Annotated in this window: 26 protein-coding genes; 8 read left to right on the top strand and 18 right to left on the bottom strand. The window is 71.2% G+C overall.

Features of this window, described 5'->3' with window-relative positions:
• Nucleotides 1-261: 261 nt before the first annotated feature.
• The gene (locus L3i22_RS15150) at nt 262-1,728 is read left to right on the top strand and encodes an FAD-dependent monooxygenase (protein ID WP_221327603.1); all 1,467 of its coding nucleotides are present in this window, start codon (nt 262-264) and stop codon (nt 1,726-1,728) included.
• Here the strand turns inward: L3i22_RS15150 and L3i22_RS15145 are convergent.
• A complete protein-coding gene (locus L3i22_RS15145) occupies nt 1,713-2,585 on the bottom strand; it encodes a S1C family serine protease (protein WP_221327602.1) in 873 nt (290 codons plus the stop codon). The genes L3i22_RS15150 and L3i22_RS15145 overlap by 16 nt on opposite strands.
• Before the next feature lie 124 nt (nt 2,586-2,709).
• On the opposite strand from L3i22_RS15145, the gene L3i22_RS15140 reads away from it, so the two are divergent.
• The 5 genes from L3i22_RS15140 to L3i22_RS15120 all read left to right on the top strand — a co-directional run bounded on the left by L3i22_RS15140 (nt 2,710) and on the right by L3i22_RS15120 (nt 5,973).
• Nucleotides 2,710-3,033, top strand: a complete 324-nt coding sequence (locus L3i22_RS15140) for a DUF732 domain-containing protein (protein WP_221327601.1) — start codon at nt 2,710-2,712, stop codon at nt 3,031-3,033.
• Complete coding sequence (locus L3i22_RS15135) at nt 3,011-4,147, top strand: PLP-dependent aminotransferase family protein (protein ID WP_221327600.1); 1,137 nt, start codon at nt 3,011-3,013, stop codon at nt 4,145-4,147. The genes L3i22_RS15140 and L3i22_RS15135 overlap by 23 nt, the downstream gene beginning before the upstream one ends.
• Before the next feature lie 84 nt (nt 4,148-4,231).
• Nucleotides 4,232-4,516 (top strand): peptidoglycan-binding protein, encoded by a 285-nt coding sequence (locus L3i22_RS15130; RefSeq protein WP_221327599.1) that lies wholly within the window; start codon nt 4,232-4,234, stop codon nt 4,514-4,516.
• 82 nt (nt 4,517-4,598) lie between these two features.
• Entirely contained in the window at nt 4,599-5,321 is a 723-nt protein-coding gene (locus L3i22_RS15125) for a TIGR03089 family protein (RefSeq protein ID WP_221327598.1), read from the top strand.
• Nucleotides 5,322-5,370: 49 nt separating this feature from the next.
• On the top strand, nt 5,371-5,973 hold the full coding sequence (locus L3i22_RS15120; RefSeq protein WP_221327597.1) for a class I SAM-dependent methyltransferase: 603 nt from the start codon (nt 5,371-5,373) through the stop codon (nt 5,971-5,973).
• Between the two features lie 118 nt (nt 5,974-6,091).
• Here L3i22_RS15120 and paaE read toward each other — a convergent pair whose 3' ends face one another.
• The 6 genes from paaE to paaN form a co-directional block, all read right to left on the bottom strand.
• On the bottom strand, nt 6,092-7,138 hold the full coding sequence (gene paaE, locus L3i22_RS15115; RefSeq protein ID WP_221327596.1) for a 1,2-phenylacetyl-CoA epoxidase subunit PaaE: 1,047 nt from the start codon (nt 7,136-7,138) through the stop codon (nt 6,092-6,094).
• Between the two features lies 1 nt (nt 7,139).
• Nucleotides 7,140-7,667, bottom strand: coding sequence for a 1,2-phenylacetyl-CoA epoxidase subunit PaaD (paaD, locus tag L3i22_RS15110; protein ID WP_370644541.1), 528 nt, complete (start codon nt 7,665-7,667; stop codon nt 7,140-7,142).
• Complete coding sequence (gene paaC, locus L3i22_RS15105) at nt 7,661-8,551, bottom strand: 1,2-phenylacetyl-CoA epoxidase subunit PaaC (RefSeq protein ID WP_221327595.1); 891 nt, start codon at nt 8,549-8,551, stop codon at nt 7,661-7,663. Before paaC ends, paaD begins: the two co-directional genes overlap by 7 nt.
• Nucleotides 8,551-8,847 carry a 1,2-phenylacetyl-CoA epoxidase subunit PaaB gene (gene paaB, locus L3i22_RS15100; RefSeq protein ID WP_221327594.1) on the bottom strand — a complete coding sequence of 99 codons (297 nt, stop codon included), beginning with the start codon at nt 8,845-8,847 and terminating at the stop codon, nt 8,551-8,553. Before paaB ends, paaC begins: the two co-directional genes overlap by 1 nt.
• A complete protein-coding gene (gene paaA, locus L3i22_RS15095; protein ID WP_221329970.1) occupies nt 8,844-9,812 on the bottom strand; it encodes a 1,2-phenylacetyl-CoA epoxidase subunit PaaA in 969 nt (322 codons plus the stop codon). The genes paaB and paaA overlap by 4 nt, the downstream gene beginning before the upstream one ends.
• 108 nt (nt 9,813-9,920) lie before the next feature.
• Complete coding sequence (gene paaN, locus L3i22_RS15090; protein WP_221327593.1) at nt 9,921-11,609, bottom strand: phenylacetic acid degradation protein PaaN; 1,689 nt, start codon at nt 11,607-11,609, stop codon at nt 9,921-9,923.
• A 106-nt stretch (nt 11,610-11,715) separates the two neighbouring features.
• Here paaN and L3i22_RS15085 point away from each other — a divergent pair, with 106 nt between their 5' ends.
• The gene (locus L3i22_RS15085; RefSeq protein WP_221327592.1) at nt 11,716-12,354 is read left to right on the top strand and encodes a TetR/AcrR family transcriptional regulator; all 639 of its coding nucleotides are present in this window, start codon (nt 11,716-11,718) and stop codon (nt 12,352-12,354) included.
• Nucleotides 12,355-12,524: 170 nt separating this feature from the next.
• Here L3i22_RS15085 and L3i22_RS15080 read toward each other — a convergent pair whose 3' ends face one another.
• From L3i22_RS15080 to L3i22_RS15030, 11 genes are all read right to left on the bottom strand, one after another.
• On the bottom strand, nt 12,525-13,550 hold the full coding sequence (locus L3i22_RS15080; protein WP_255658247.1) for a Gfo/Idh/MocA family protein: 1,026 nt from the start codon (nt 13,548-13,550) through the stop codon (nt 12,525-12,527).
• A gap of 175 nt (nt 13,551-13,725) precedes the next feature.
• Entirely contained in the window at nt 13,726-14,547 is an 822-nt protein-coding gene (locus L3i22_RS15075) for an ATP-binding cassette domain-containing protein (protein WP_221327590.1), read from the bottom strand.
• A gap of 1 nt (nt 14,548) precedes the next feature.
• Nucleotides 14,549-15,802 carry an ABC transporter permease gene (locus L3i22_RS15070; RefSeq protein WP_255658246.1) on the bottom strand — a complete coding sequence of 418 codons (1,254 nt, stop codon included), beginning with the start codon at nt 15,800-15,802 and terminating at the stop codon, nt 14,549-14,551.
• Complete coding sequence (locus L3i22_RS15065) at nt 15,799-16,776, bottom strand: substrate-binding domain-containing protein (RefSeq protein ID WP_255658245.1); 978 nt, start codon at nt 16,774-16,776, stop codon at nt 15,799-15,801. Before L3i22_RS15065 ends, L3i22_RS15070 begins: the two co-directional genes overlap by 4 nt.
• Before the next feature lie 11 nt (nt 16,777-16,787).
• Nucleotides 16,788-17,693 carry a TIM barrel protein gene (locus tag L3i22_RS15060; protein ID WP_221327588.1) on the bottom strand — a complete coding sequence of 302 codons (906 nt, stop codon included), beginning with the start codon at nt 17,691-17,693 and terminating at the stop codon, nt 16,788-16,790.
• Between the two features lie 3 nt (nt 17,694-17,696).
• A complete protein-coding gene (gene iolD, locus L3i22_RS15055; protein ID WP_221327587.1) occupies nt 17,697-19,574 on the bottom strand; it encodes a 3D-(3,5/4)-trihydroxycyclohexane-1,2-dione acylhydrolase (decyclizing) in 1,878 nt (625 codons plus the stop codon).
• Complete coding sequence (gene iolB, locus L3i22_RS15050) at nt 19,571-20,464, bottom strand: 5-deoxy-glucuronate isomerase (protein ID WP_221327586.1); 894 nt, start codon at nt 20,462-20,464, stop codon at nt 19,571-19,573. The genes iolD and iolB overlap by 4 nt, the downstream gene beginning before the upstream one ends.
• The gene (gene iolC / locus L3i22_RS15045; protein ID WP_221327585.1) at nt 20,457-21,437 is read right to left on the bottom strand and encodes a 5-dehydro-2-deoxygluconokinase; all 981 of its coding nucleotides are present in this window, start codon (nt 21,435-21,437) and stop codon (nt 20,457-20,459) included. Before iolC ends, iolB begins: the two co-directional genes overlap by 8 nt.
• 204 nt (nt 21,438-21,641) lie before the next feature.
• The gene (locus L3i22_RS15040) at nt 21,642-22,244 is read right to left on the bottom strand and encodes a GNAT family N-acetyltransferase (RefSeq protein WP_221327584.1); all 603 of its coding nucleotides are present in this window, start codon (nt 22,242-22,244) and stop codon (nt 21,642-21,644) included.
• Nucleotides 22,241-23,788, bottom strand: coding sequence for an APC family permease (locus L3i22_RS15035; protein ID WP_221327583.1), 1,548 nt, complete (start codon nt 23,786-23,788; stop codon nt 22,241-22,243). The genes L3i22_RS15040 and L3i22_RS15035 overlap by 4 nt, the downstream gene beginning before the upstream one ends.
• A gap of 43 nt (nt 23,789-23,831) precedes the next feature.
• On the bottom strand, nt 23,832-24,482 hold the full coding sequence (locus L3i22_RS15030; protein ID WP_221327582.1) for a GPP34 family phosphoprotein: 651 nt from the start codon (nt 24,480-24,482) through the stop codon (nt 23,832-23,834).
• A 431-nt stretch (nt 24,483-24,913) separates the two neighbouring features.
• Here L3i22_RS15030 and L3i22_RS15025 point away from each other — a divergent pair, with 431 nt between their 5' ends.
• Nucleotides 24,914-25,675: a dioxygenase gene (locus L3i22_RS15025; RefSeq protein WP_221329968.1), complete on the top strand. Its 762-nt coding sequence runs from the start codon at nt 24,914-24,916 to the stop codon at nt 25,673-25,675.
• Nucleotides 25,676-25,751 lie beyond the last annotated feature (76 nt).

The following is a 25,751-nucleotide window of genomic DNA, read 5'->3' as shown; positions in this document are numbered from 1 at the left end:
ATTACCGCCCGGAACAAGCACGGCCTGACCAGGCGCCGATTGCAAAACCGCAGGTCAGAGCGCCGAGAGCAGGGCCCGCCCTCCCTGAGGGGGGCCACCTCCACAGCCGTAATTATCGCGTGGAAGTTCACGATCATGTCGGTGCCCTGTGGACAGCGAGCCACTGTGGACAACCGCCGATGATCTCCAGCATGTGCTACAGCCGCGCTCCTCGATCCGGGGATCGCGCGGCTCACGCCGTACCCAATAAGGGGTTTTATCATGGTTTTTGATGTTGTGATTGTCGGGGGCGGACCCAACGGTCTCATGCTCGCCTGCGAGCTGGCCCTCGCCGGCGTCCACCCTCTCGTGATCGAGCGCCGCACCGGCCCCTCCCCCGAGCAGCGCGCGAACGGCCTGGTCGGCCGGATCATCCCGATGCTGCACCGGCGCGGACTCTACGAGCGCCTGACCGGCCGCCCCGGCGGACCCGTCCCGGCGCCGGGGCACATCTTCGCGGCGTTCCCGCTGCGGCTGGCCGATCTCGCGGACAACCCGATGGACATCCTGCTGGCGTCGCAGCAGAAGATCGAGGCGATGCTCGCCGAGCGGGCCGCCGAGCTCGGTGTGGAGGTCCGTGGTGGACACCAGCTGACCGGTCTGGATCAGAAGGATGACCGGGTGGTCGCGGACGTCGACGGTCCGGACGGTCGCTATCGGATCGAGGCCCGCTACCTGGTCGGCGCGGACGGTGGCCGCAGCGTCACCCGCAAGCTGAGCGGGTTCGCGTTCCCCGGCGTCACCGATGACCAGTCCGTTTCCCGGACCGCCGCGGTCGACGTCCCGGACGGTCTCCGTGATCCGGTCACCGGCGGGCTGCTGATCCCTGGGTACGGGCTGATCCCGCCGTTCCAGCACCACCGCACCGAGCGCGGCCTGGTCGCCTTCGCCCCGTTCCCGGACGGTCGGAATCTGATCACCGCGTCGACGACCGCGCGGCCGGCCGGTGCGGAGCCGGTGACGCTGGCCGAGGTGCTGGAAGCGCTGAGCTATGTGATCGGGGTGGACGTGCCGCTGCTCCCGCCGACCGGGCCCGAGCCGCACACGCTGCGGCGGCTCGCCGGTGGCAACTCGCGGATCGCCGACAGCTATCGCCGGGATCGGGTGCTGCTGCTCGGCGACGCGGCGCACGTGCATTCCGCGATGGGCGGGCCGGGGCTCAACCTGGGTCTGCAGGACGCGATCAACCTGGGCTGGAAACTCGCCGCTCAGGTGGCCGGCTGGGCGCCGGCCGGGCTGCTCGACACCTACGAGTCGGAGCGGCGGCCGGTGGCCGGGCGGGTGGTCATGCACACCCAGGCGCAGGCGCTGCTGGCCGGGCCGGGGCCCGCGGTGACCGCGCTGCGCACGCTCTTCGCGGAGCTGATGGAGGAGGAGACGGTGGTCCGCCGGCTGGCCGCGCTGATCGCCGGGACCGATTTCCGGTACGACCATTGCGGCGACTTCGCTCCCGAGCTCGGCACGCTCACGCACAGTGGGCGCCCGCTCCTGGTCGACAACACCGGAACGCTGGCCGTGGAGGTCGCGCCGTGGCGGGACCGGGTCGACGTGGTCACCGCGCCGCTGCCGTCGGGTTCGGCGATGCTGGTCCGCCCGGACAACTACGTCGCGTGGACCGACGGGTCGGACGAGCCGCTGACCGCCGCGCTGAACCGCTGGTTCGGATCCGGCAGTCAGCTGTCGATCTGAGCCTCGAGCTGCTTGACCACGCTGGTCACGGTGTCGGCCGGGATCGCGAAGCCGAGCCCGACGCTGCCGGTGCTGTCGCCGGAGGTGGCGATGGCGACGTTGATCCCGACCACCTGGCCGGCCGTGTCGACCAGCGCGCCGCCGGAGTTCCCCTGGTTGATCGCGGCGTCGGTCTGCAGCAGGCCGGTGAGCTTCTCCTCGCCGGTGTCCAGGCTGCGGTCCTTGGCGGAGACGATGCCCGAGGTCACCGTGCCCTCCAGGCCGAGCGGCGCGCCGAACGCGAGCACGGTGTCGCCGACCGCGAGGCTGTCGTCGGTCCCGAACGTGACCGGCGTCAGCCCGGTCAGCCCGGTCGCCTGGACCAGCGCGAGGTCGTGCGTGGTGTCGGCGGCGACGACCTTGGCCGGCACGGTCCGCCCGTCGGACAGCCGCACGCTGACCGTGCCGTTCGAGGAGATCACGTGGTTGTTGGTGAGGATCAGACCGTCCGCGCTGAGCACCACGCCGGAGCCGAGCGACGACTCCTGGGTGCTGTCGACGAGCACGGTCACGATGCTCGGCTGGACCTTGGCGACCATCGGGGCCAGCTCGTCGCCCTCGGTGATCGTGGTGGCCGCGACCGTCGTGCCGGAGGTGCTGCTCGCAGCGGACGCCGAGCCGCCGTTCAGGTACCGCTCAGTCAGGAACGCGCCGGCGCTGCCGCCCCCGCCGACCAGCACCAGGACCGCGGCGCCGCCGGCGATCCGGCTCTTCCACCGCGGGTCGCGCGGGGTCTGCACCATCAGCGGCGGAATCGGGAAGAGGTGTCCGGGCGCCTGGCGGTGGTCGTCGGCGGGGCGGTTCAGCAGATCGGTCATGCCGACTACGTTGCCGCGGGATTTTGTCCCGGAGCGGTGAGCGCTCTGTGACTTCGCTGTGTCCCCCGTCCGGGTCCGGCACGGCGTCCGGGCGTCCCACGGGGGCTGCTCTACGGTCTTTCCGGTGATTTATCGTCGTATTGCCGTTTCCCTGGGGTTTGCCGTGCTTCTCGCGGGCTGTTCGAGCGCGGACCCGGTCTGGGTCGCCCCACCGTCGCCGGCCCCGTCGGCCGCCGCGCCGGCCGCCGACCGCTTCGTCGCCGCGGTCCGGCAGCAGATGCCCGAGGTGGCCCTCGACCGGCGCGACGAGGAGATCACCGACCTCGGCGACGAGGCGTGCGCCTCGATCCGGGACGAACACCGTGACACGCTGACCGGATACGGGGTCACCCCGGCCCAGGCCCGTCAGCTGATCGGAGTCGCACGTGCGGAACTCTGCCCCGGATGATCGGCCGATCACCCAGTTCGTGGCGCGGCCCGGCGTTCTCGACCTGGGCTGGGGGCATCCGCGGCCGGACCTGCTGCCCACCGGCGCCTGGGCCGAGGCGACCGCGCGGGCGATGCGCGAGTCCGGGTGGCGGGCGCTCACCTACGGTCATCCGGCCGGGCCGGCGCCGCTGATCGAGTGGCTGGGCGCGGGCTTCGGCCGGACCTTCGTGACGGCCGGCGCGTCACACGCGTTGTCGCTGGTCAGCACGGTTCTGACCGAGCCCGGGGACACCGTGCTGGTGGACGCTCCGACGTACCACCTGGCGCTGCGCGTCCTCGCCGACCGCGGGGTCCGGCTGGTCCGGGCGCCGGCCGGCGACGCCGCCGCGATCGAGGCGCAGGTCGGTGACCTGCGGCGGACCGGGCATCGGGTGTCGCTGCTCTATCTGGTGCCGACCTTCGGCAACCCGACCGGTCGCAGCCTGACGGCCGCGGAACGGGACGCTTTGCTGCGGGTCGCGGAGGCGGCCCGGCTCACGGTTGTCGAGGACGACACATACCGGGAGCTTGCGTACGACGGGAGCCCGCCACCCGCGCTGTGGGATCTCGCCCGAGGGGCCGACTTCGTCGTACGGATCGGGTCGTTCGCCAAGACGGTCGCGCCCGGCCTGCGTCTGGGCTGGGTGAACGCGGCTCCGGCACTGATCCGGCGGCTGGCCGACCTCGGGTATGTGGACAGCGGTGGCGGGGTCAACCACACCACCGCGATGACGATGGCGGTGTTCGGATCGTCCGGCGCCTATGCCGACCATCTCGCGACGATCCGCGAGGCGTATCGCGCCCAGCGGGACGCGCTCGCGGGCGGACTCGGGGTGCCGGCCCCGGCCGGTGGATGGTTCCTCTGGCTGCGGCTGCCGGCGCCGTGGACCGCGGCGTCGCTGCTGCCGGAGGCCGAGTCTCGGGGCGTGTCGTTCCTCGACGGGACGCGGTTCTTCGCCGGGGACGGGGGTGACGGGGCTGACCACGTACGCCTCAGTTTTTCGCTTTATCCCCCGGCGGACCTGGCCGAAGCCGCCCGCCTGTTCCGCGCGGCCCTGTCCGCTCCGAGCGGATCGGCCGAAAGTAGTAGATAGGCACAGGTGATAGAGACCGTCGGCAGATGTCAGGCACAGCGGGAATCCCGATGCTGGAGTAACACAGCGAATCGGGAGGTAGCGATGACCGCACGAGGTGTGCTCACCATGGTCGGTACCGCGGTCGGCGGGCTGATCGGCTGGTCGGAGACCGCGCCGACCGCCGACCCGGCGAGCCTGCGGGAGCTGTTCGCGGACTTCGGCGTCGAGGTGGGGCCGGCGGCGGCCGACCTGACCGAGGCGGTGCGGGCGTTCCAGATCCGGGTCGGCCTGGCGGCGGACGGGGAGGCCGGGCCGGCGACGGTCCACCTGCTCGCCCGCTACGCCGCCGAGGCCCGCGAACTGACCGAATTCCGCCACGCCGCCTGACTCTCCCGCCGCCGGCGGATCGTCGCACCATCGTGGGACACCGCGGCCGGAGGACCGGCACGGGTGGGTAGGTTGGGCGGCGATGAACGGCATCGAACAGCGGCGCCCCGGCGAGTTGATCACGTTCTACGACGACGCCACCGGGGAACGGATCGGGCTGACCGCGGCCGAGCTGGGCGGCTGGAGTGCGGCGACCGCGGCGCTGCTCACCGGCGAGTGCGGGCTGCGGCCGGGGAGCCGGGCCGGGGTGATGCTGCCGCCGCACTGGCAGACCGCGGCGGTGCTGCTCGGGGCGTGGTCGGCCGGGCTCGAGGTGTCGTTCCGGGGCTGGAGCACGGCCGGGCTGAGCAATGCCGGGCCGGCGCTGGACGTGACGTTCGTGGAGCGGCGGCGGGTCGGGAACTGGCTGGACGACGTGCCGCCGGCCACGCATCAGTTCGTGCTGGGACTGGCGCCGCACGGGGCGCCGGCCGACGCCGTACCGAAGGGGTATCGGGATTTTCCGCCGGCCGTGCGCGCGCATCTGGGCGCGACGCCGCCGCCGGATCGCGCCGGGGCCGCCGCGGCGGCGATCCCGGACGGCACCACGTTCGGGGAGTACGGGGCGACCGCGGCCGGAATCGCCCGGTCGCGCGGGATCGTGCACGGCGACCGGGTGCTGATCGAGACCGGCGCGTCGGAGGAACCGTTGATCTGGTTGCTGGCCCCGCTGACCGCCGGAGCGTCGATCGTGCTGTGCGCGAACCTCGATCGTTCCCGGCTCGACGAGCGGATCGCCACCGAAGGCGTGACCCGGCTGTTTTGAAGCCGATCATCTTCTATTGTGGAGCATCCGGGCGCGGTAGCGTTCGCCCATGGAGGTTTTCGATCAACTCGCTGAGAAGTACCAGGGCGAACATAGCCATAATCCGTTCCAGGCGGCGCTGATCGAGGAGATCAGCACGACACTGCCGGCCGGTGCCTCGGTGCTCGATCTGGGCTGCGGCACCGGTGTCCCCACGGCCAAGGTTCTGACCGAGTCCGATCACCGCGTGGTGGGTGTGGACATCGCCGAGGGGATGCTGCGCCTGGCCCGCGAACAGGTGCCCGCGGCCGAGTTCGTGCACGCGAACTTCGCCGAGCTGCCCGCCGACTTCGGGCAGTTCGAGGCGGTGACCGCGTTCTTCTCCCTGCTGATGCTGAGCAAGGCCGACATCGAGCGCACGTTCGACAAGGTCGTCGGCTGGCTCAAGCCGGGCGGCTACTTCGCCCTCGGCATGGTCAACTTCGACGCCGACAGCATCCCGATCGAGTTCATGGGCGTCCCGGTGACCGTCTCCGGCTACCTGGAGCCGGACCTCAAGGCGGTCCTGGAGGCGCACGGCTTCACGGTCGTCAGCATCGAGACGGTCTTCTTCACCCCGACCGACGGCCCGCAGGAGAGCCAGATCTTCGCCCTGGCCCAGATCCCGGAGTAACCCACCCGGGCCGAGACGCACGGGGCGTCTCGGCCCACTGCACGAGCCCAGCCCCCGCCTCGCCGCGGACCCCGCGCGGCGCACCCCGCTCGCCCGTCCTTGGCCCCGGAGCCCCGGATCACTCGTCGAAGTCGACCACGACCTTCGGTGAGGTGGCCAGGCTCTGGCACGTCAGCACGAACCCCGCCGCCAGTTCCGCCGCCTCCAGCGCGAAGTTGCGCCGCATCGTCACGTCACCCTCGACCACCCGCGCCCGGCACGTCCCGCAGACGCCGCCCTTGCACGCGAACGGCAGATCCGGCCGGGACCGCTGCACCCCGTCGAGCACCGTCATCCCTTCCTCGACGGTGACCGTGGTGGCCCGGCCGTCCAGGCGCACGGTGATCTCGCTGCTCGGCCCGCGCGACTCGGGTTCCGGCCGGACCGGCTCGGGCGGCGCCTCGTCCACCCAGAACAGCTCCCGATGGATCCGCTCGGGTGCCACCCCGGCCTCGGCGAGCACCCCGGTCGCGTCGGTCACCATCCCGAACGGCCCGCACAGCCACCAGTGCTCGACCGCGGCGACGTCGATGAGCAGCGGCAACAGCTCCCGCAGCCGGGCCGCGTCCAGCCGGCCGGAGAACAGGTCGGCCTCGCGCGGCTCCCGGGACAGCACGTGCACCAGTTCGAGCCGGGCCGGATACCGGTCCTTCAGGTCGGCCAGCTCCTCGGCGAACATCACCGTGTCGGTGCGCCGGTTGCCGTAGAGCAGGACCACCTCGGCGTCCGGCTCCCGCAGCAGGGACGCGACGATGGACAGCACCGGCGTGATCCCGGAACCGGCCGCGATCAGCACGTGCCGCCCACCCGCGGTCAGGTCCGGCGTGAACGTCCCGGACGGCGGCGCGACCTCCAGCTCGTCGCCGGGCCGCAGGTCGTGCACGATCCAGCCGGAGATCACCCCGCCGGGCACCTCGCGCACCCCGATCCGGGGCGCGCCACCGGCCGGCGCGCAGATCGAGTAGGTCCGCCGCTCGTCGGCGCGGCGCACGGTCAGCGACTGCCCGGGCCGGAACGCGAACCGCTCGGCCAGCTCGCCCGGCACGTCCAGGGTTACCGCGACGGCGTCCGCGCAGAGCCGGTCGACCGCGGCGACCCGCAGCGCGTGGAACCCACCGATCGCCACGTCAGATCTCCTTCATGTGCTCGAACGGCTCCCGGCAGGCCGGGCAGCGCCGCAGCTCGCGGCAGGCCGTGGCGCCGAACGCGGCGACCGCCTCGGTCTCCGGCGACCCGCAGCGCGGGCACCGGATCGCGCTCGCCCGGGGCGTCAGGGTGAGCGGGATCGGACCGGCGGCCCGTCTCGGCGCGACGCCGGGCGGTGCGATGCCGGCCTCGGCGAGCTTGCGGCGGCCGGTCTCGCTGATCCAGTCGGTGGTCCAGGCCGGCGCCAGCACGGTACGCACCTCGACCCGCCCGAACCCGGCCCCTCGCAGAGCCGTGGCGATGTCCGCGCGGATGCTCTCCATCGCCGGACATCCCGAATACGTCGGCGTGATCGTCACCGTCACGCCGTCGTCCTGCTGCCGGACCTCCCGCACGATCCCGAGCTCGGCGAGGGTGACCATCGGCAGCTCCGGATCGACCACCTGCCCGACGACCCACTCCGCGGTCTCGGCGGCCACGGCTGTCAGCGCTGTCTTCGCGTTCACCAGGTGCCTCCGGGAACGGCCCGGGCCAGCTCCTGCATCTCGGCGAGAATCCCGGTCAACTCCGCCGTGTGCTCCCCGCCGCGCCCGGCCGGCACAGCCTCGACCGGCACAGCCTCGGCCGGCACGGAGGCGGGGTCGATGGTCGCCGCGGTCAGCACCTGTGCCAGCACCGCGTCGAACTCGTCGCGCAGCACGGCCGGATCGACGGCCACCCCGGCCCCGGCCAGTCGCCGCTCGACCTCGTGCGGCTGGAACAGCTCCCCCGCCGCCGGAAGGGTCACCGCGACCGCGGCGGCCATCCGCTCGTGCGAGAGCGCGGTGCCGTCCCCGAGCCGGACCACCCACCGCGCGGCGTAGTCCCGGTGATACGTGAGCTCCTTGACCCCCTTGGCGGCGATCGCGGCCAGCATCGTGTCCCGCGAGCCGGCCAGCCGGTCGAAGAGCGCCAGCCGCCACGTCGTGAAGACCAGCAGGCGGGCCATCAGGTGGGCGAAGTCCGCGTCGGGGTGTTCGGCGAGCCGGACGTTGCGGAACTCGTGCGGGTCCCGCCGGTACGCCAGCTCGTCCTCGTCGCGGCCCGCACCCTCGGCCGTGCCGGCCCGGGTGAGCAGCAGCCGCGCCTGGCCGAGCAGGTCCAGCCCGATGTTGGCCAGGGCCAGCTCGTCCTCCAGCTCGGGCGCGCGGGTCACCCACTGCTGCAGCCGGTGCGACATGATCAGCGCATCGTCGCCGAGCATCAGGCAGTACGCCGTCAGGTCGGCCCGGTCCACCCCGTCCGGCAGGTCGGCCGGCACCCCGGCCAGCGGATCGGTGAAGCCTGTTCCGTAAGCCCAGCGGGCGTCGTCATCGTGGTCGGTAAGCGCACCGTACGCATCGTCGAAGGCCATCAGATGTGCGGAACCGAGTCGGGGATCGCGTAGTACGTCGGATGCCGGTACACCTTGTCGGCGCTCGGCTCGAAGTACGCCGCCTTGTCGTCGGGATCATTGGCAACCACGTCGTCGGAGCGCACCACCCAGATGCTGACCCCCTCGTTGCGCCGGGTGTAGAGATCCCGCGCGTGCTGCACCGCCATCCGGTGGTCGGCGGCCCGCAGCGAGCCCACGTGCACGTGGTTGAGACCGCGCTTGGCCCGCACGAACACCTCGAAGAGCGGCCACTCGTGCCGGATTTCCTCGCTCATCGTCCACTCCCGTGTTTCGCCGCGTGCGCGGCCGCCGCCTCGCGCACCCATGCGCCGTCGCTGTCCGCCTGCTTGCGCCGGGCGATCCGCTCCTTGTTGAGCGGCCCGTCCCCGGTGATCACCCGTTGCAGCTCCGACCAGTCCGGCTCGCCGAAGTCGTAGTGCTCCCGCTCGGCGTTCCACCGCAGCTCCGGGTCGGGCAGGGTGACGCCGAGCGCCTCGGCCTGCGGCACCGACATGTCGACGAACCGCTGCCGCAGCTCGTCGTTGCTGTGCCGCTTGATCTTCCAGGCCATCGAGCGGGCCGAGTTCGGTGAGTCGGCGTCGGGCGGGCCGAACATCATCAGCGACGGCCACCACCAGCGGTTCACCGCGTCCTGCACCATGTCGCGCTGCGCCGGGGAGCCGCCCATCATGGTCATCAGCAACTCGTAGCCCTGCCGCTGGTGGAAGGACTCCTCCTTGCAGATCCGGATCATGGCCCGGGCGTAGGGCCCGAACGAGCTGCGGCAGAGCGGGACCTGGTTGCAGATCGCGGCGCCATCGACCAGCCAGCCGATCACGCCGACGTCGGCGAAGGTCGTCGTCGGGTAGTTGAAGATCGACGAATACTTCTGCCGGCCCTCGATCAGCCGCCGGGTCAGGTCGCCCCGGTCCGCGCCGAGCGTCTCGGCGGCCGAGTACAGATAGAGGCCGTGGCCGGCCTCGTCCTGCACCTTGGCCAGCAGGATCGCCTTGCGCCGCAGGGTCGGGGCGCGGGTGATCCAGTCCCCCTCCGGCTGCATGCCGATGATCTCGGAGTGGGCGTGCTGGGCGATCTGCCGGATCAGGGTCTGCCGGTAGCCGTCCGGCATCCAGTCCCGCGGCTCCACCCGCTGGTCGCGCGCGATGGTGTCCGCGAAGGTCTCCTCACCGCTCACGGCGCGCCCTCTTCTCTGCCACTGTGCTGCCTCTGTCCGTGGGATCGTCGTGTCTGGATCGCCGTGCCTGGGTGATCGGACCGGCGGCGGCCTGCAAGGGATCGCGACAGGAGGTCGCCGCGATCACCCCGCCGAGGCCGCCGCCGGACCCGTTCATGACGTGGCCGCGGGTGCCACGTGGTGCCGGGACTGCAGCGTGAAGAACCGCCCGCTCACGAAGTAGTCGTCGGTCAGCGAGGCGGTCGCCGCCGGGTTCGCCCCGGTGCCGTGCAGGTCGCTGAACGCGGCCGTCTGGTTCACGAAGACGCCCCCGGTCAGGTTCTCCGACAGGTGGACGCCGGCGTCCAGCGCCGCCTCCCGGGCCGCCGCCAGCACCTGCGGGGAGCTGGAGTGCACCAGCGCGGTCAGCGCCCCGTGCGCCCGCACCGTCTCGGTGAGGACCCGCAGGCTGTGCTCGGTCGAGTCGGTCGTGATCAGGAACGACACCGGCCCGAACCACTCGCGGGTGTAGCTCTTCTCGTCGGCGGCGTCGAGCCGCACCACCACCGGGGTCCGGATGGTGGCGCCGGGGAACTGCTCGTCGTCCACCCGGCCGGACGTGTGCAGCACGCCCGGCGACCCGGCCGCCTCGGTGAGCCGGGCCAGCACGCCGTCGTTGACGATCGCGCCGAGCGTCCCGGCGGCCCGTTTCGGGTCGCCGAGCAGCTTGTCCAGCGCCGTGGCCAGGTCGGCGCCGAACTCCTCCGGCGTGCGGTGACCGGCGTCGGTGTCGATGCCGTCGCGCGGGATCAGCAGGTTCTGCGGGGTGGTGCACATCTGGCCGCTGTAGAGCGAGAGCGAGAACGCCAGGTTGCGCAGCAGCCCGCGATAGTCGCTCGTCGAGTCGAGGACGACCGTGTTGAGGCCGGCCTTCTCGGTGTAGACGACGGCCTGCCGCGCGTTCGCCTCCAGCCAGTCACCGAACTCGCTGGAGCCGGTGAAGTCGACGATCCGCACGTCGGGATGGGTCGCCAGGGTCGCCGCGATGCCGTCGCCCGGCTCCTCGGCGGCGAGGGTGACGATGTCCGGGTCGAGGCCGGCCTCGGCCAGCACCTCCCGGCACACCTGCACGGTGATGGCCAGCGGCAGGACCGCGCCGGGGTGCGGCTTGACGATCACCGGGTTGCCGGTGACCAGGCTGGCGAACAGGCCGGGATAGCTGTTCCAGGTCGGGAACGTGGTGCAGCCGATCACCAGCGCGACGCCACGGCCGACGACCGTGCCGGTCTTGGCCATGCTCAGCGGGTCGGCCCCGCGCTGCGGCTTGGCCCAGGCGGCCCGCGCCGGCATCCGGGTGGTGGCGGCCAGCGCGTAGGCGATCGCCTCGAGCGCGCGGTCCTGCGCGTGCGCGCCGCCGGCCTGGAAGGCCATCACGAACGCCTGGCCGGAGGTGTGCTGCACGGCGTGCGCCATCTCGAAGATGCGCGCGTTGATCCGGCGGAGGATCTCGGCGGCCACCCCGGCCCGGCCCTCGGGGCCGACGGCCCGCCACGCCGGGATCGTGGCGCGGGCGGCCGCGACCAGGGCGAGCGGATCCGCCTTCGGATAGCTGACACCGAGCTCGATGCCGTACGGCGAGCGCTCGGTGGACACCGTGCCGGCGGCGCCGGGGACGTCGACCGGGAACTGTTTGCCGAGGAGGGCGGCGAACGCCCGCTCACCGGCGGGCGCCGCGTCCTCCCCATAGACGGACTTGCTGGGCGACTCGGGGAACGCGGACCAGTAGTCACGCGCGGCGGTTGCCGCGATCGCGCGCTCGAGTAGCTCACGGTGGGATGCGTACAGGTCTGCGGGTGTGGTCATTCCCTCGCTCCGTTGCGATCGGCTGCCCTACCGTTTTACCAACCCTTCGGTCGGTTATTCAAGCCCCAAGCTGACTCTCCTCGCCAGGTCTGACATATTTCGCCGCATGGACACCGCGCAGCCCGCCCCGCGCCGCCGCGGCCGGCCCGGCCACGACGTCGACGCGGTGCTGGCCGCCGCGGTCCGGCTGTTCAACACCCACGGGTACGACGCGACCAGCATGTTCGACATCGCGGAGACGCTCGGCATCACCAAATCCACGCTCTATCACCATGTCACCGGCAAGGAGCAACTGCTGGCGATGGCGGTGGATCGGGCGGTCGACGGCCTGTTCGAGGCCGCGACGCGGGTGCGCGACGCGGAGACCGGCGCGACCGTGCGGCTGGAGGAGCTGGTCCGGAGCAGTGTCCTGGTGCTCGCCGAGCGCCTGGAGTTCGTCACGCTGCTGCTGCGCGTCCGCGGAAACACCGAGGTGGAGCAGCACGCCCTGATCCGCCGCCGGGAGTTCGACACCCTCGTCACCGACCTGGTCAAACAGGCTCAGGCGGAGGGCGGGATCCGCCGCGACGTCGACCCGGCGACCGCGGCGCGGCTGCTCTTCGGCATGGTCAACTCGCTGGTCGAGTGGTACCGGCCGGACCGCGGCCGGCCGGAGGCGCTGGCCGACACGGTGGTGCGGCTGGCCTTCGACGGACTTCGGACAATAGACACATCCGATGATCAAGCGGATCAAGAAGAACAATGAGTTAACCTTGCCCCAGGCGGGCCGGAAACCCTCGCGAACCAGCACCGCACGCGGGATGAGTCCGCCCGGAGGCCGGGTGTCATCGCCGCCAACGACGTCGGCGATGGCACTCCCGCGCGCCAAACTTCCGATCAAAACCAGACTGCTTCCGCCGTACGGCGTTGTGCCGGCTACCTCGCCCGGCCATAGAGTGCGGGCCGCTCCGCGAGCGCGACGGTGACGCGTTCACCGGTCCGCAGCGCGCGCACCGCCGCGTCCGAGACCGCCGCGGCGGCATAGCCGTCCCAGGCCCCGGGCCCGCCGATCGCCTCCCCACCGGTAACCGAGTCGGCCCACTCGCGCAGCTCGACGTCGTAGGCGGCCCCGAACCGGTCACGCCAGCCGGGCGGCACCGGACTGGTGACGTGACCGGCGTGCCGGACCGAGATCAGCCCGGGATCGCCCAGCGCGACCGTGCCGTCCTCGCCCAGGATCTCGCCCCGGATGTCGTATCCATATCGGACGTTGACCGAGATCTCGACGTCCACCAGCACCTCGTTGGCCAGCTCCAGCACGAGCAGCAGCGGGTCCGGCAGCTCCCCCGCGTTCCGGCTCGCCCGCGGCCGCAGCACCCGCACCGCGGCGACCTCGCTGCCGAACATCCACCGCGCCATGTCGATCTCGTGCACCGCGGTGTCGGTGATCGTGTTCTCCGGCTCGTAGAAGGCCGGGACCCCGGCGTTGCGGTGCGCGCAGTGCATCATCAGCGGCGCCCCGATCACGCCGCTCTCCAGCACCTGCTTCAGCGCCCGGTAGGCCGGGTCGTACCGCCGCATGTAGCCGACCTGGACCAGCCGGCTGCCGTGCGCGACCTCCGCCGCCACGATCCGCAGGCAGGCCTCCTGGGTGGTGGCGAGCGGCTTCTCGCAGAAGACCGGCTTGCCGGCCTCGATCGCCGCGCGCACGTACTCCTCGTGGGTTCCGCCCCACGAGCAGACCACCACCGCGTCGACCTCCGCGGCGGCCACCAGGCCCAGGCCGTCGGGGTGGGCGACCGCGCCGACCGAGTCCGCCACCCGGGCGGCCACGGCGGTGTCCACATCGGTGACGGCGACCACCGAGATGCCGGAGAGCACCGTGGTCATCCGCCGGATGTGGTCCTGCCCGATCATGCCGGTGCCGATCACGCCGACCCGCAGTTGCGCACGGGCAGTCACGACGTTCCGCTCCTGGTCGGAGCCGCGCGAACGGACGAGAGTTTCCGCATTGTCGCTGGTGGAGGGCATTGCGGAAACAAGTTTTCCTTGGCAGAACGGCCTCGGCCGCGGGAAGATGGAGCCCGATCGCGAAGGCGGTCGTGACGGAAGGTGACTCCGATGACGAGGGTGGCTCTCATGACGGGCGTTCCAGTTCACGCGACAACTCGGCGAGTTCGTCGCCACCGGCCATCTGCGTGGTCAGGTCCGCCAGGGTGACGCTTCCGCGCCGGGCATCGAGCACGGCCGCGCCCCGCTGGAGGATCACGAAGTGGTCCCCCACCAGGTAGGCGTGCTGCGGATTGTGCGTGATGAAGACGACGCCGAGCCCCGCGTCCCGGGCCGCGGCGATGTACTTCAGCACCACGCCGGACTGCTTCACGCCGAGCGCCGCCGTCGGCTCGTCCAGGATCAGGACGCGGGCGCCGAAGTAGACCGCCCGCGCGATCGCGACGCACTGCCGCTGACCACCGGAGAGCGTCCCGATCGGCTGATCGATGTCGGACACCACGATGCCCATCTTGCGGAGCTCCTGATCCGCGATCCGCTTCATCTCGCGGATCCGCATCCCGGCGAGCGGGAAGCGGCCGGCGACCAGCTCCGAGCCGAGGAAGAAGTTGCGCCAGACCTCCATCAGCGGAACCACGGCGAGGTCCTGATAGACCGTCGCGATGCCGAGATCCAGGGCCTCCCGGGGTGACCCGAGGCGCCGCTCCACCCCGTCCACCGTCAAGCGACCCGAGGTATGCGGATGAAGTCCTGAAATGATCTTTATGAGCGTCGATTTGCCGGCGCCGTTGTCCCCGAGGACGCAGGTCACCTCGCCGGCGCGGACGCTCAGGTCGACGGCGTAGAGCGCGCGGATCGGGCCGTAGCTCTTGCCCACGCCGGTCAGTTCGACGAGCAGTCCGCCGGGCCGCAGTCCACGGTCGGCGTGCTCGGCCAGGGTGTCGGTCACGTCAGTCCTCCTTCCCGCGCGCCGTGGCCCCGCGAGACGACGGCTCACGAGACGGCGGGTTGGCGGGCGACGGCTCGGCAGGCGATGGGCCGGCGGGCGACGGCTCGGCGGGCGGTGGGCCGGCGGGTGACGGGTTGCGGGTGGGTGCTTCGGGAGGGGGTGGGGTGAAGCGGGTGGATGAGGTGGCAAGGCGTTTGACGTAGGTGTTGACCAGGACCGCGAGGAGGAGCATGACCCCCAGGAAGGCCTTGAACCAGTTGGGATCCCAGCCGGCGTAGACGATGCCCAGGCTGGTCATCCCGAAGATGAAGGCGCCGATCGCCACGCCGAGCGCGTTGCCGAAGCCGCCGGTCAGCAGCGTGCCGCCGACCACCGCGGCGATGATGTAGAGGAATTCGTTGCCGACGCCGTTGCCCGCCTGCAGCGTGTTGAAGCGGTAGAGCAGGTGCATGCCGACGAACCAGCCGAGGAATGACACGGCCATGAACAGGCCGATCTTGGTGCGGACGACCGGGACGCCCACGGCGCGGGCGCTGTCGGCCGAGCCGCCGACGGCGTAGATCCAGTTGCCGGTCCGGGCCCGTTGCAGGATCCAGGCGGCCAGGCCGACGAAGAGCGCCCACCACAGCACGGTGATCCAGACCGTCGCCGGGCCCACGGTGAAGCTCGAGGCGAAGACCTTCCGCAGCGAGTCGAAGCCGTCGATCGCACTGATGTCGCGGCTCGACACCGAGCCGGTGACCAGCTTCGTCACGCCGAGGTTCGCGCCCTGCAGCACGAAGAACGTGCCCAGCGTGATCAGGAAGCTGGGGATGCCGGTGCGCATCACCAGCCAGCCGTTGAGGAATCCGACCAGCAGACAGAACCCCAGCGAGAGGACCGCACCCACCCAGAGGTTCACCCCGAAGTACCAGCAGAACATCGAGTTGACCAAGCCGGCGCTGGTCGTGATCACGCCGGCGGACAGGTCGAACTCGCCGCCGATCATCAGCAGGCCCACCCCGACCGCGACGATCCCGATCGTGGACGACTGATAGAGGACGGTGCAGAACGATGCGAACGACCGGAACGACGGCGCCACCAGCAGGAAGAACAGGAAGATCACCACAGCGGCGGCCAGCGCGCCCACCTCGGGCCGGGCCAGCAGAGCGCGCGGGTGGAGCCCGGGCCGCAGCCACCGCCCCACGGCCGGCCCCGCGGTCGGTTCCGCGGCCGGCTCCGCGGCTGGAGCGGTGGCGCCGGGGGACGTGCTCACCGGGTGTTCTTCTCGGTGAACGGCAGGATCTTGTCGATGTTCGACTGGTCCACGAACGACGGTCCGGTCAGCACCGGCCGGCCGCCGCCGATGTCGTTGCCGTTCTTGAGGTAGAGGTAGAGCGACGTGACCGCCATGTACCCCTGCACGTAGGGCTGCTGGTCGATGGCGAACTCGACCTGCCCGTCCTTGATCCGCTTGGCCATCTCCTGGTTCAGGTCGAAGGTGACCAGCTTGGCGGCGGACGACGCCTGCTGCTTGGCGTTGATCGCGTCCAGGGCGATCGGCGCGCCCAGCGTCACCACGTAGTCGATCGACTTGTCCTGCGCCAGTTTGGCCTGCAGGGTCGTCGTCACGGCACTGTCATCGGCACCGTTGACCTGCAGATTCTCCGTACCGGGAACGGCGCTCCTGACGCCCGCGCAGCGGGCTTCCAGGGACACCGAGCCGGTCTGGTGGATCACGCAGAGCGGGTGCTTGGCGCCCTCGCCGGCGATCCGCTTGCCGAGGCTGGTGCCGGCCAGGGACTCGTCGGAGCCGAAGTACATCAGCGCGCCGAGCTTCTGGTACTGGTCGATGCCGGCGTTCAGACCCACCACCGGGATGCCCGCGGTGGTCGCCGCCTTGACCGAGCCGGCCAGGGCGTCCGGGGTGACCAGGGTGGTCGCGATCCCGTTGACCTTGGCGTCGACCGCGCTCTGGATCAGCCCGGCCTGCTTGCCGGCGTCCGGGTCGTTGGAGTATTTCAGGGTGACGCCCTCGTCCTTGGCGGCCTGCTCGGCCCCGGCCCGGACCTTGTCCCAGAACGTGTCACCGGGCGTCTCGTGGGTGACGAAGGCGATCGTGTAACCGGAGCTGCCGGGCGCGTTGCCACCACCACCGGACTTGTCCGCGTCGGACGCGTCCCGGCCGCCGCCGCTGCACGCGGCGAGCGAGAGGACCGCCACCGTCGCGGCGGCGAGAAAGGGCCTCACGAGAAAGGGCCTCATCGAAAATCTCCCGTCTCTTCGAGATACCTGCGGGTGCGGGTGGCGATCGGCAGCGGAACGTCGAATTCCACCGGGTACATGTCCTGCTCCACTACGACGAACAGGTCCGTCCCGAGGGCGGCGAGCGCGGCGAGGACGGCCGGCACGTCGGGTGCCCCGGCCGGCGGGGCGACGCTGACGCCCAGCGCGACGGCCTGGCCGAAGGCGAGATCCTCGGCGGCGGCGCGGGCGGCGAGGTGCGGGTCCATCTGCTTGAGGTGGACGTACCCGACCCGCTCGGGGTACGCGCGGATCAGCTCCAGCACGTCGGCGCGGCGGTACGCGAGATGACCGGTGTCCAGGCACAACGACACGAACCGCGGGTCGGTCCCGTCCAGGAACCGCTCCACCTGCCGCTGGTTCTCCACCTGGTAGTCGGCGTGCGGGTGGAACCGCAGGCTCAGGCCGTACTCCTCGGCGACGATCCGCCCCAGCGTGTCGGTGTTGTCCAGCAGCGCCCGCCACTGTTCCGGCCCGAGCTCGGCGGCCTCGAGATAGCCGCCGGTCGCGTCGTCGCGGTACCCCGGCACCGGCACGAAGACCACGTTGCGCCCGCCGGCGGCCCGGGTCAGCTCCGCGACGCGACGGGTCTCCGCGACCACGTCCGGGAAGTTCCGGTGCGGCCCGCCGACCCCGCCGACCGTGCCCGCCGCGCAGCTCAGCCCGCGCGCCGCCAGCTCGTCGGCCAGCCGTCCGGGGTCGGTCGGGAGGTATCCGTAGGGTCCGAGCTCCAGCCAGCGGTAGCCGGCCGTCACCAGCTCGTCGAGGAATCGCGACCAGGGCGTCTGCCGCGGGTCGTCGGCGTACCAGACGCCCCAGGAGTCCGGGCAGCTGCCCAGGCGAAGCCGTCGTGTGCCGGTCATGTCTCATTGGCCTCCGGGTCGCAGGTGATGCCGCTGGTCGCGCTTGCCCTCCAGGTATCCGGCCCGGGCGTTCCGGGTGCTGTGCAGGGTCGCCACCTCCGCCACCGGGACGTCCCACCAGGACTCCGACGACAGGCCGCCGGCGAGCGGGTCGGTCTCGATGTGCACCACGGTCAGGCGGTCCGTCTCGCGGGCGCGTTTCAGGCCCTCGGCGAGATCCGCCCCGGTCCGGCAGCGGATCACCGCCGCGCCCAGGCTCTCCGCGTTCGCGGCCAGGTCGACCGGGAGCAGGGCGCCGTCGTAATCGCCGGTCTGCGCGCTCTTGAACCGGTAACTGGTGCCGAAGCGCTGCGAGCCGACGTCCTCGGAGAGCGCGCCGATCGACGCGAACCCGAAGTTCTGCACGAGCACCACGATCAGCTTCACGCCCTCCGCGATCGCGGTGACGATCTCCTGCGCCATCATCAGGTAGGAGCCGTCCCCGACCAGCGCGTACACCTCGCGGGACGGGTCGGCCAGCTTGATCCCGAGGGCGCCGGCGATCTCGAAGCCCATGCAGGAGTAGCCGTACTCGACGTGGTACTGCTTCGGATCGCGGGCCCGCCAGAGGCGCTGCAGATCGCCGGGCATGCTGCCGGCCGCCTGCACGACCACGTCGCGGGCGCCGCACGCGTCGTTCACCACGCCGATCACCTCGGTCTGGGTGGGCAGCTCGCCGGCCTTCTTGCGGTACGCCCGGTCGACCGTCGCGTTCCACGCCGCCACGTCGTCGTGGAAGTCGCCGGTGAAGCGCCGCCCGTGCAGGGCCGGGAGCAGCACCTGCAACCCGGCCCGGGCGTCCGCGACCAGCGGCAGCGCGGCGAGCTTGCCGGCGTCGAAGCCGGCCACGTTGAGGTTGACGAAGCGGACCTGCGGGTGGCGGAACGCGGTCCGCGAGGCCGTGGTGAAGTCCGAGTACCGGGTGCCGACGCCCAGCACCACGTCGGCGTGCCCGGCGAGCCGGTTCGCCACCGGGCTGCCGGTCGCGCCGAGCCCGCCGACCGCGTTCGGGTGGTCCCAGCTGAGCGCGCCCTTGCCGGCCTGGGTGTCGGCGACCGGGATGCCGGTCTCCCGCGCGAAGCGGTCCAGCTGGGCGGACGCCTCGGAGTAGAGGACTCCCCCGCCGGCGACGATCAGTGGGCGGCGGGCGCCCCGGAGCACCGCCGCGGCCCGCTCCACCGCGAGCGGGTCGGGCGCCGGCCGGGTCACGTGCCAGATCCGCTCGGCGAACAGCTCGTCCGGATACTCGTACGCCTCGGCCTGGACGTCCTGGGGAAGGCAGAGGGTGACCGCGCCGGTGTCGGCCGGGTCGGTCAGCACGCGCATCGCGCCGAGCAGCGCCGCGGGCAGCTGCTCGGGTCGCCAGACCCGGTCGAAGAACCGGGACAGCGGACGGAACGCGTCGTTGACCGAGATGTCGCCGAACCGTGGGTCCTCGAGCTCCTGCAGCACCGGCGTGGCGACCCGGGTGGCGAAGACGTCGGAGGGCAGCAGCAGCACCGGGATCCGGTTGACGGTGGCCAGCGCGGCGCCGGTGAGCATGTTGGTCGAGCCGGGCCCGATCGAGGCGGTGCAGGCCATCGTGGACAGCCGGTTGCGCATCCGGGCGTAGCCGACCGCGGTGTGCACCATGGCCTGCTCGTTGCGGGCGAGCCGGTAGGGCATGTCCGGGGACCCGGTGCGCTGGGCCTGCAGCAGCGCCTGCCCGATCCCGGCCACGTTGCCGTGCCCGAAGATGCCGAGGAACCCGGCGACCGCCCGCTGCCGGATCCCGTCCCGTTCGGTGAACTGATTGGCGAGGAACCGTACTACCGCCTGTGCGACGGTGAGCCGGTGCGTCACGTGCGCCTCCGCTCCCGGGCCGTGGTGAGGGGCAGGCGTGGGTCGATCCGCTGGACCGCCCACGCCCCGCGGACCCAGTCATGAGCCGGGTCGTCGCGGATCAGCCAGCGCCGCTCGCCGGGGCCGGCCATCACGTTGAGGTAGTAGAGGTCGTAGCCGGGGGCCGCCATCGACGGGCCGTGCCAGCCGTAGGGGATCAGCACGACGTCCCCGCTGCGCACCTCGGCGCACACGTCGATCGGGCGGTCCGGATGGCCGTAGACCCGCTGGTAACCGCAGCCCGGCCGGCCGGACGGCGACGGCGCCACCTCGAAGTAGTAGATCTCCTCGAGGCGGGACTCGTCGTCGCTCTGCTCGTCGTGCTTGTGTGGTGGATACGACGACCAGTTCCCGCCCGGGGTGAGCACCTCGACCGCGATCAGGGCGTCCGCCTCGAACGACTCCGGCGTGCAGAAGTTGTTGACCTGCCGGCTCGCCGAGCCGGCGCCGCGCAGCTCGACCGGGACGTCCTCGGCCGGGCCGTAGCGGAACGGCAGCCGGCGCCCGGCCCGCGCGGCCGGCAGCGCGAACCGGCCGCCGTTCGGCGCCCGCAGGGTGACCTCGGCGCCGCACGGGAGGTAGGCGAAATCGGTCACCCGGGAGAAGACCGAGCGCCGCCCGGTCAGCGTGAGGCGCTCGTCGTCACAGGCCACGTCGCAGCCGCCGGCGAGCGGCAGGACAAGCATCTCGTCGCCGGCGGTGACGAACTTGACCCGGCCGCCGACCGGGAGCTGGACGACGCGCAGTCCACTATGGGCCCAGCCGGCGTTCTCCGGGTTGACGTTCACGTCGAACGGGCGCGCGGCGGTGGAGCCGCGCGGGACCACCGGGTTGACCCGGGCGTCAGCCATGACCTGCCCCGGCGCGGAGCAGCTCGCGGACCTCCGGCTCGGTGGGCATGGCGTCGGCGCAGGCCAGCCGGGAGGCGACCAGGGCGCCGGCGGCGTTGGCGAAGTGGATCGTCTCGGTGAGGTCCAGGCCGGCGAGCAGGCCGTGGCACAGGGCGCCGCCGAAGGCGTCACCGGCGCCGAGGCCGTTCACGACCTCGATCTCGCAGGGCTTCGCGTACGCCGTCGCGTCGCGGCGGTAGGCGGCCACCCCGGCCGGGCCCTGTTTGATCACAGCCAGCTCGACACCGTGCGCCAGCAGCGCGGCGGCGGCCGCGGCGGGGTCCCGGGTGCCCACCGCGATCTCGACCTCGTCGAGGTTCCCGACCGCGACCGTGGCGTGCCGCAACGCCTCGGCATACCAGGGCCGCGGATCCGAGTCCCAGAACATCGGCCGCCAGTCCAGGTCGAAAACGGTCGCCCGCCGAAGCGATCCGGCCGCGGCCGACGAGGCGTCGGGCCGGCTGCGGGCGGACAGGGCAGCCAGCGTCGCCGAGCGGGACGGGTCGGTGCTGAGGCCGGTGCCGGTGACCCAGAAGATCGCCGCCGAGCGGATCGCGTCCAGGTCCAGTTCGGACTCGTGGATCATCAGATCCGGGGCCTTGGGGTACCGGTAGAAGTAGAGCGGAAAATGATCAGGCGGAAAGAGCTCGCAGAAGGTCACCGGCGTCGGCAGCCCCGGGACGACGCCGACGAACCGGTCGTCCACCCCGAAGTCCCGCAGTGCCGAGCGCAGATACTCCCCGAACGGGTCGGCTCCGACCCGGGTGATCACCGCGGCTCGCCGGCCGTACCGGGCCGCGGCCACCGCCACGTTGGACGGACTGCCGCCGAGGGACTTCGCGAACGTGCGCACCTCGCCGAGCGGCACCCCGGCCTGCTCGGGATAGAGGTCGACCCCGATGCGCCCCATCGTCAGGACTTCATGGACAAGCATGTTCGTCCCTCCGGCCACCAAGGTCACGGACGCGATGAACCAGGCCCGCCAGCGCTGGGTGATCCTTCGGCGACGCTGAGTGGACCTGTTTACATGCAATTACGGGAGTGCGTCCACGTCAATAGCCGGAGGGAAACGACGGGAGGGGCACGGCTTCACGCCGTACCCCTCCCGGATCTTGATTTTGACCTTGTGTGGTGGAACCTAGGCGGCGGGACGCCACATCCGGAAGAACGGGGTGCCGTCCGGGAGCAGGATCGCGAACGGGTCCATGTCGGTGTAGCCGTAACGCCGGTACAGCCGCACGTTGTTCTCGTTCGTGGCCTCCAGGTACGCCGGGAGACCCGCCGCGTCCAGGATGTCGTGCACGTTCTTCATCAGCACGCCGCCCAGCCCGTGGCCCTGCATCTCCGGCCGGACGGCGAGGAACTGCAGGTGCCAGTGCTGATCGGTGGGGTGGTTCTTCTCGAACAGCTCCCCCAGGGCGCCGAAGCGGTCCAGGTGGTCACCGGCGAGCTCGGTCAGCCGCTCCATGTAGTTCGGGAACTCCGGCAGCGGACGGACCCGGTCGTACCACACGGCGGCGGCCGCGTAGCCGCCGTCCTCGTGGTCGATGACCTCGACCTTGCCGTGGCTGAAGGCGTACTCGGTCTCCAGCGTGAAGAAGTCGGCCATCACCCGCTCCCGGTCCTCGGGGACCGGGACCAGGTACGAGTCGGCGTCCAGCTCGTCGAACGAGCGCGAGATCAGCGCGCCGATCGCGGTGAGCTCGTCCGCCCGGGCCGGCCGGATGGTGAACTCGGTCATCGGTGGTGGCCCCCGTCGTGGTAGCCCCCGGTGGCCGGGTCGTTGTTCTCGTTGAGCGCCGCGGCGAAACCGCCGCTGCCGGTGGTCGCGCTGCTGGCGCCGAGGCCGATGCCGGCGTAGACCTGCGGGCGGCCGGAGCGCAGGTACAGGCCCCAGATGATGCCGAGGGCCAGGACCACGCCGAACGACGACGGCACGATGATCGCCGTGTTGCTGCCCGGCTCGACGCCCAGCAGCGTGGCGATGTTGTCCAGCGCCAGGTAGGAGACGACGACCAGCAGGACCGCGCCGATCACCGGGGCGACGATGCGGTGCAGCACGTCCTCACCCTCGGGGTTGCGGGCGAAGTAGCCGATGACCGCGAACGCGGTGAGCGTGATCAGCAGCAGGACGCCGAGGCCACCACCGGTGCCGCCCCAGAAGAAGAGCTGGACCAGCGGGTCCCAGCCGGCGACCGCGTAGGCCACGATGACGACCAGGCCGACCACGGACTGGGCGAGCGAGCCGTTCTTCGGGGCGCCGGTGCCCGGCACGGTCTTGCCGAACAGGCGGGGCAGCACGCCCTCCCGGCCCAGCGAGAACATGTACCGCGAGATGATGTTGTGGAACGAGATCATCGCGGCGATCAGCGAGGTCAGGAACAGGATGTGGCCCAGGTGCAGCGCGATGCTGCCGAGCGGGCCGGCGGCCAGGTTGAAGAAGAGCTCGGGGCCCTCCGCACCGGCGCGCGCGACGACCTGGTCGGAACCGGCCGCGGAGATCATCGCCCAGGACGCGAACGCGTAGAGCACGGCGATCAGGGCGATCGCGATGTACGTGGCGCGCGGCACGGTGCGCTTCGGGTCGCGCGACTCCTCGGAGAACACCACCGACTGCTCGAACCCGACGAAGCCGGTGATCGCCATGACCAGCAGCGCGCCGGCGCCGGCGCCGGTCAGCTGGGACGCGTCGACCGGGGCGGACGAGGCGTGGAAGCCGTTGGAGAGGATCTCGGCGACGCTGAACACGACGGTCAGCGCGATCTCGGCGACCAGCAGGGTGGCGAGCACCTTGCCGTTGACGGCGACGTCCCGGACCCCCAGGACCGCGACCATGAGCCAGGCCACCAGGGCCAGGCCCCACCACGGGATGTCCACGCCGAACCAGTCCTGGAACAGCGGCTGGGCGATCGCGCCGAAGCCGCCGTACGAGGCGACCTGGAACATGTTGTACGCGAGCAGCGCCACCCACGAGGCGCCGACGCCGACCGGACGGCCGAGGCCCCGGGACACGTACGCGTAGAAGGCGCCCGCGTTGGAGATGTGCCGCGCCATCGCGACGTAGCCGACCGAGAAGATCGCCAGGACCAGGGCGACCGCGAGGAACGCGATCGAGATGCCGGTCAGGCCGGTCACCGCGAGGCCGGTCGGCACGACGCCGGCGACCACGGTCAGCGGGGCCGCCGCCGACATGACGAAGAAGACGACCGAGGCGACGCCGAGCCGGTCCCGGGCCAGTGCGTTGGAGAGCTGACTCTCCGAGGGTTGAGTTGCGGTCGAAGACACGCGAATCTCCAGTTTTTTATCTGAGGGGTGAGGGGGCGAAAAGTCAGGCGCGGCGCGCCATCACGGCGTCGCCGACGGCGGCCTCCGCGTGCGCGACGAGTTGTTGCAGCATCGCCGGGAACAGTCGGCGGAACTGATCGAACAGCCGGGTCCGGTCACGGGCGTTGAGGGTGGCCAGCACGGTCTGGTCCAGGCCGGTGGCCAGGATCAGGCCGGCGAGCAGCAGGTCGGCGACGTCGAGTTGCTCGTCGCGGGAGACCTTGGTGCGGATCCGGGTGGCCGGCCAGCCGGCGGTCATCGAGTCGGCCGGCACGAACGACGTCTTGGTCCCGAGCAGCCCGCGCTTCTCCACCCGTTTGATCAGACCGCCCCGCGCGAGACGGCGCTCGACCAGGTCGGTGCCGATGCCGGTGGACAGGTAGGAGATCCAGTTGCGCACTCCGTGCTGTCCCGCCTCGCGCCGGATCTGCTCCAGCAGCGCGGTGGTGGCCGCGTCGCCGGTCGGGCGTTCGTCGATGACGATCAACTCGGTCTCGACGAGATCGATGCGCCGCCACAGCATCAACTCACCCAGAAGCGCGGCACCCAGACCCAACCCCAGGGTGGCCGGGGACAGCAGCGATTTGCCGCGGATCGTGTCGTGCGCGGTCAGGTAGAGATCATCCGCGGGCGGTAGCTGCGGCGGTGACGCCACAGTCGTTCTCCTCTCGTCGCCTTGGGAATGCCCGCGCAGTTCACCGAACGTAGTCAAGGTGACGTACCACGAAGCAATAACGTTGCGCTCCCCGTAGCGCGACCGCGTGTAGCCTGCCAAACCGGATCGTTTCTCGCAACGTCCAGATGCGACAAATGTCGAATCCACAGTGGGACAAGTTGATCACAACGCCTGCCAGCTATTTCGAGCGTCGATCAATAACCCTGTGAGAGCTGGGATATCACCCGGGACTTAACGATTCGGAAACGTTGATCGATGGCGTCACACAAGTCGATCAACGTGGCTGAGCGTCACAAATCAAGATCAATTACTACGCTCAGTAAGTTTCCGTGAGGATAGTTGAAGGATCAATCATTTCCGCGTACGGTGGTGGTCAGTTAGTTGAAGTTTCAACGGAGGTCACCGTGCGGATGCCCACCCTGTTCCTGAGCCACGGCGCGCCGCCCCTGGTGGATGACCCCACCTGGGTCGCGCAGCTGCGTGACCTGGCCGCCACCCTGCCCCGCCCGAAGGCCATCCTGATGGCCTCGGCGCACTGGGAGTCGGCCCCGTTGATGCTCGGTGCGACCGAGACCGTCCCGCTTGTGTATGACTTCGGAGGGTTCGCCCAGCGTTACTACGAGGTGCAATACCGTGCCCCGGGTGCCCCGGTTCTGGCCGATCAGGTGGCCGCGCTGATGCCGGACGGCGAAACAGTTGCCCGGACGAATCGTGGTCTTGATCACGGTGCGTACGTCCCGCTCACCGTTATGTATCCGGAAGCGGACATTCCGGTCCTGCAGATGTCGCTGCCGACCCTCGAACCCGACCGGCTCCTGGAGCTCGGCGCCCGGCTCGCGCCGCTGCGTGACGAGGGCGTGCTGATCGTCGGCTCCGGCTTCACCACGCACGGCCTGCCGTTCCTGCGCGACTGGAGCCCGAACGCGGCGGCGCCCGGCTGGTCGCGCGAGTTCGACTCGTGGGCCGCCGAGGCCCTGGCCCGCGGCGCGGTCGACGAGCTGGCGGACTTCCGCGCCGTCGCGCCCGGGATGCCGTACGCGCACCCGACCATCGAGCACTTCGCGCCGATGTTCCTGACGCTCGGCGCCTCCGAGAGCCCGGACAAGGCGCCGGAGCAGCCGATCGACGGGTTCTGGATGGGGCTCGCCAAGCGGTCGTTCGTGACGGTCTGAGCAGCCGTTCCTGACCGGGCGCGCCGGGCCGACCTCTCTCCCCTGGCCCGGCGCGCTCCTTTTGTTTCCGCGGTCG

This window comes from Actinoplanes sp. L3-i22 (assembly GCF_019704555.1).
Taxonomy (GTDB): domain Bacteria; phylum Actinomycetota; class Actinomycetes; order Mycobacteriales; family Micromonosporaceae; genus Actinoplanes.
Note: the sequence above shows the minus strand (reverse complement) of the source record. Positions and strands in the feature narration are given on the sequence as shown.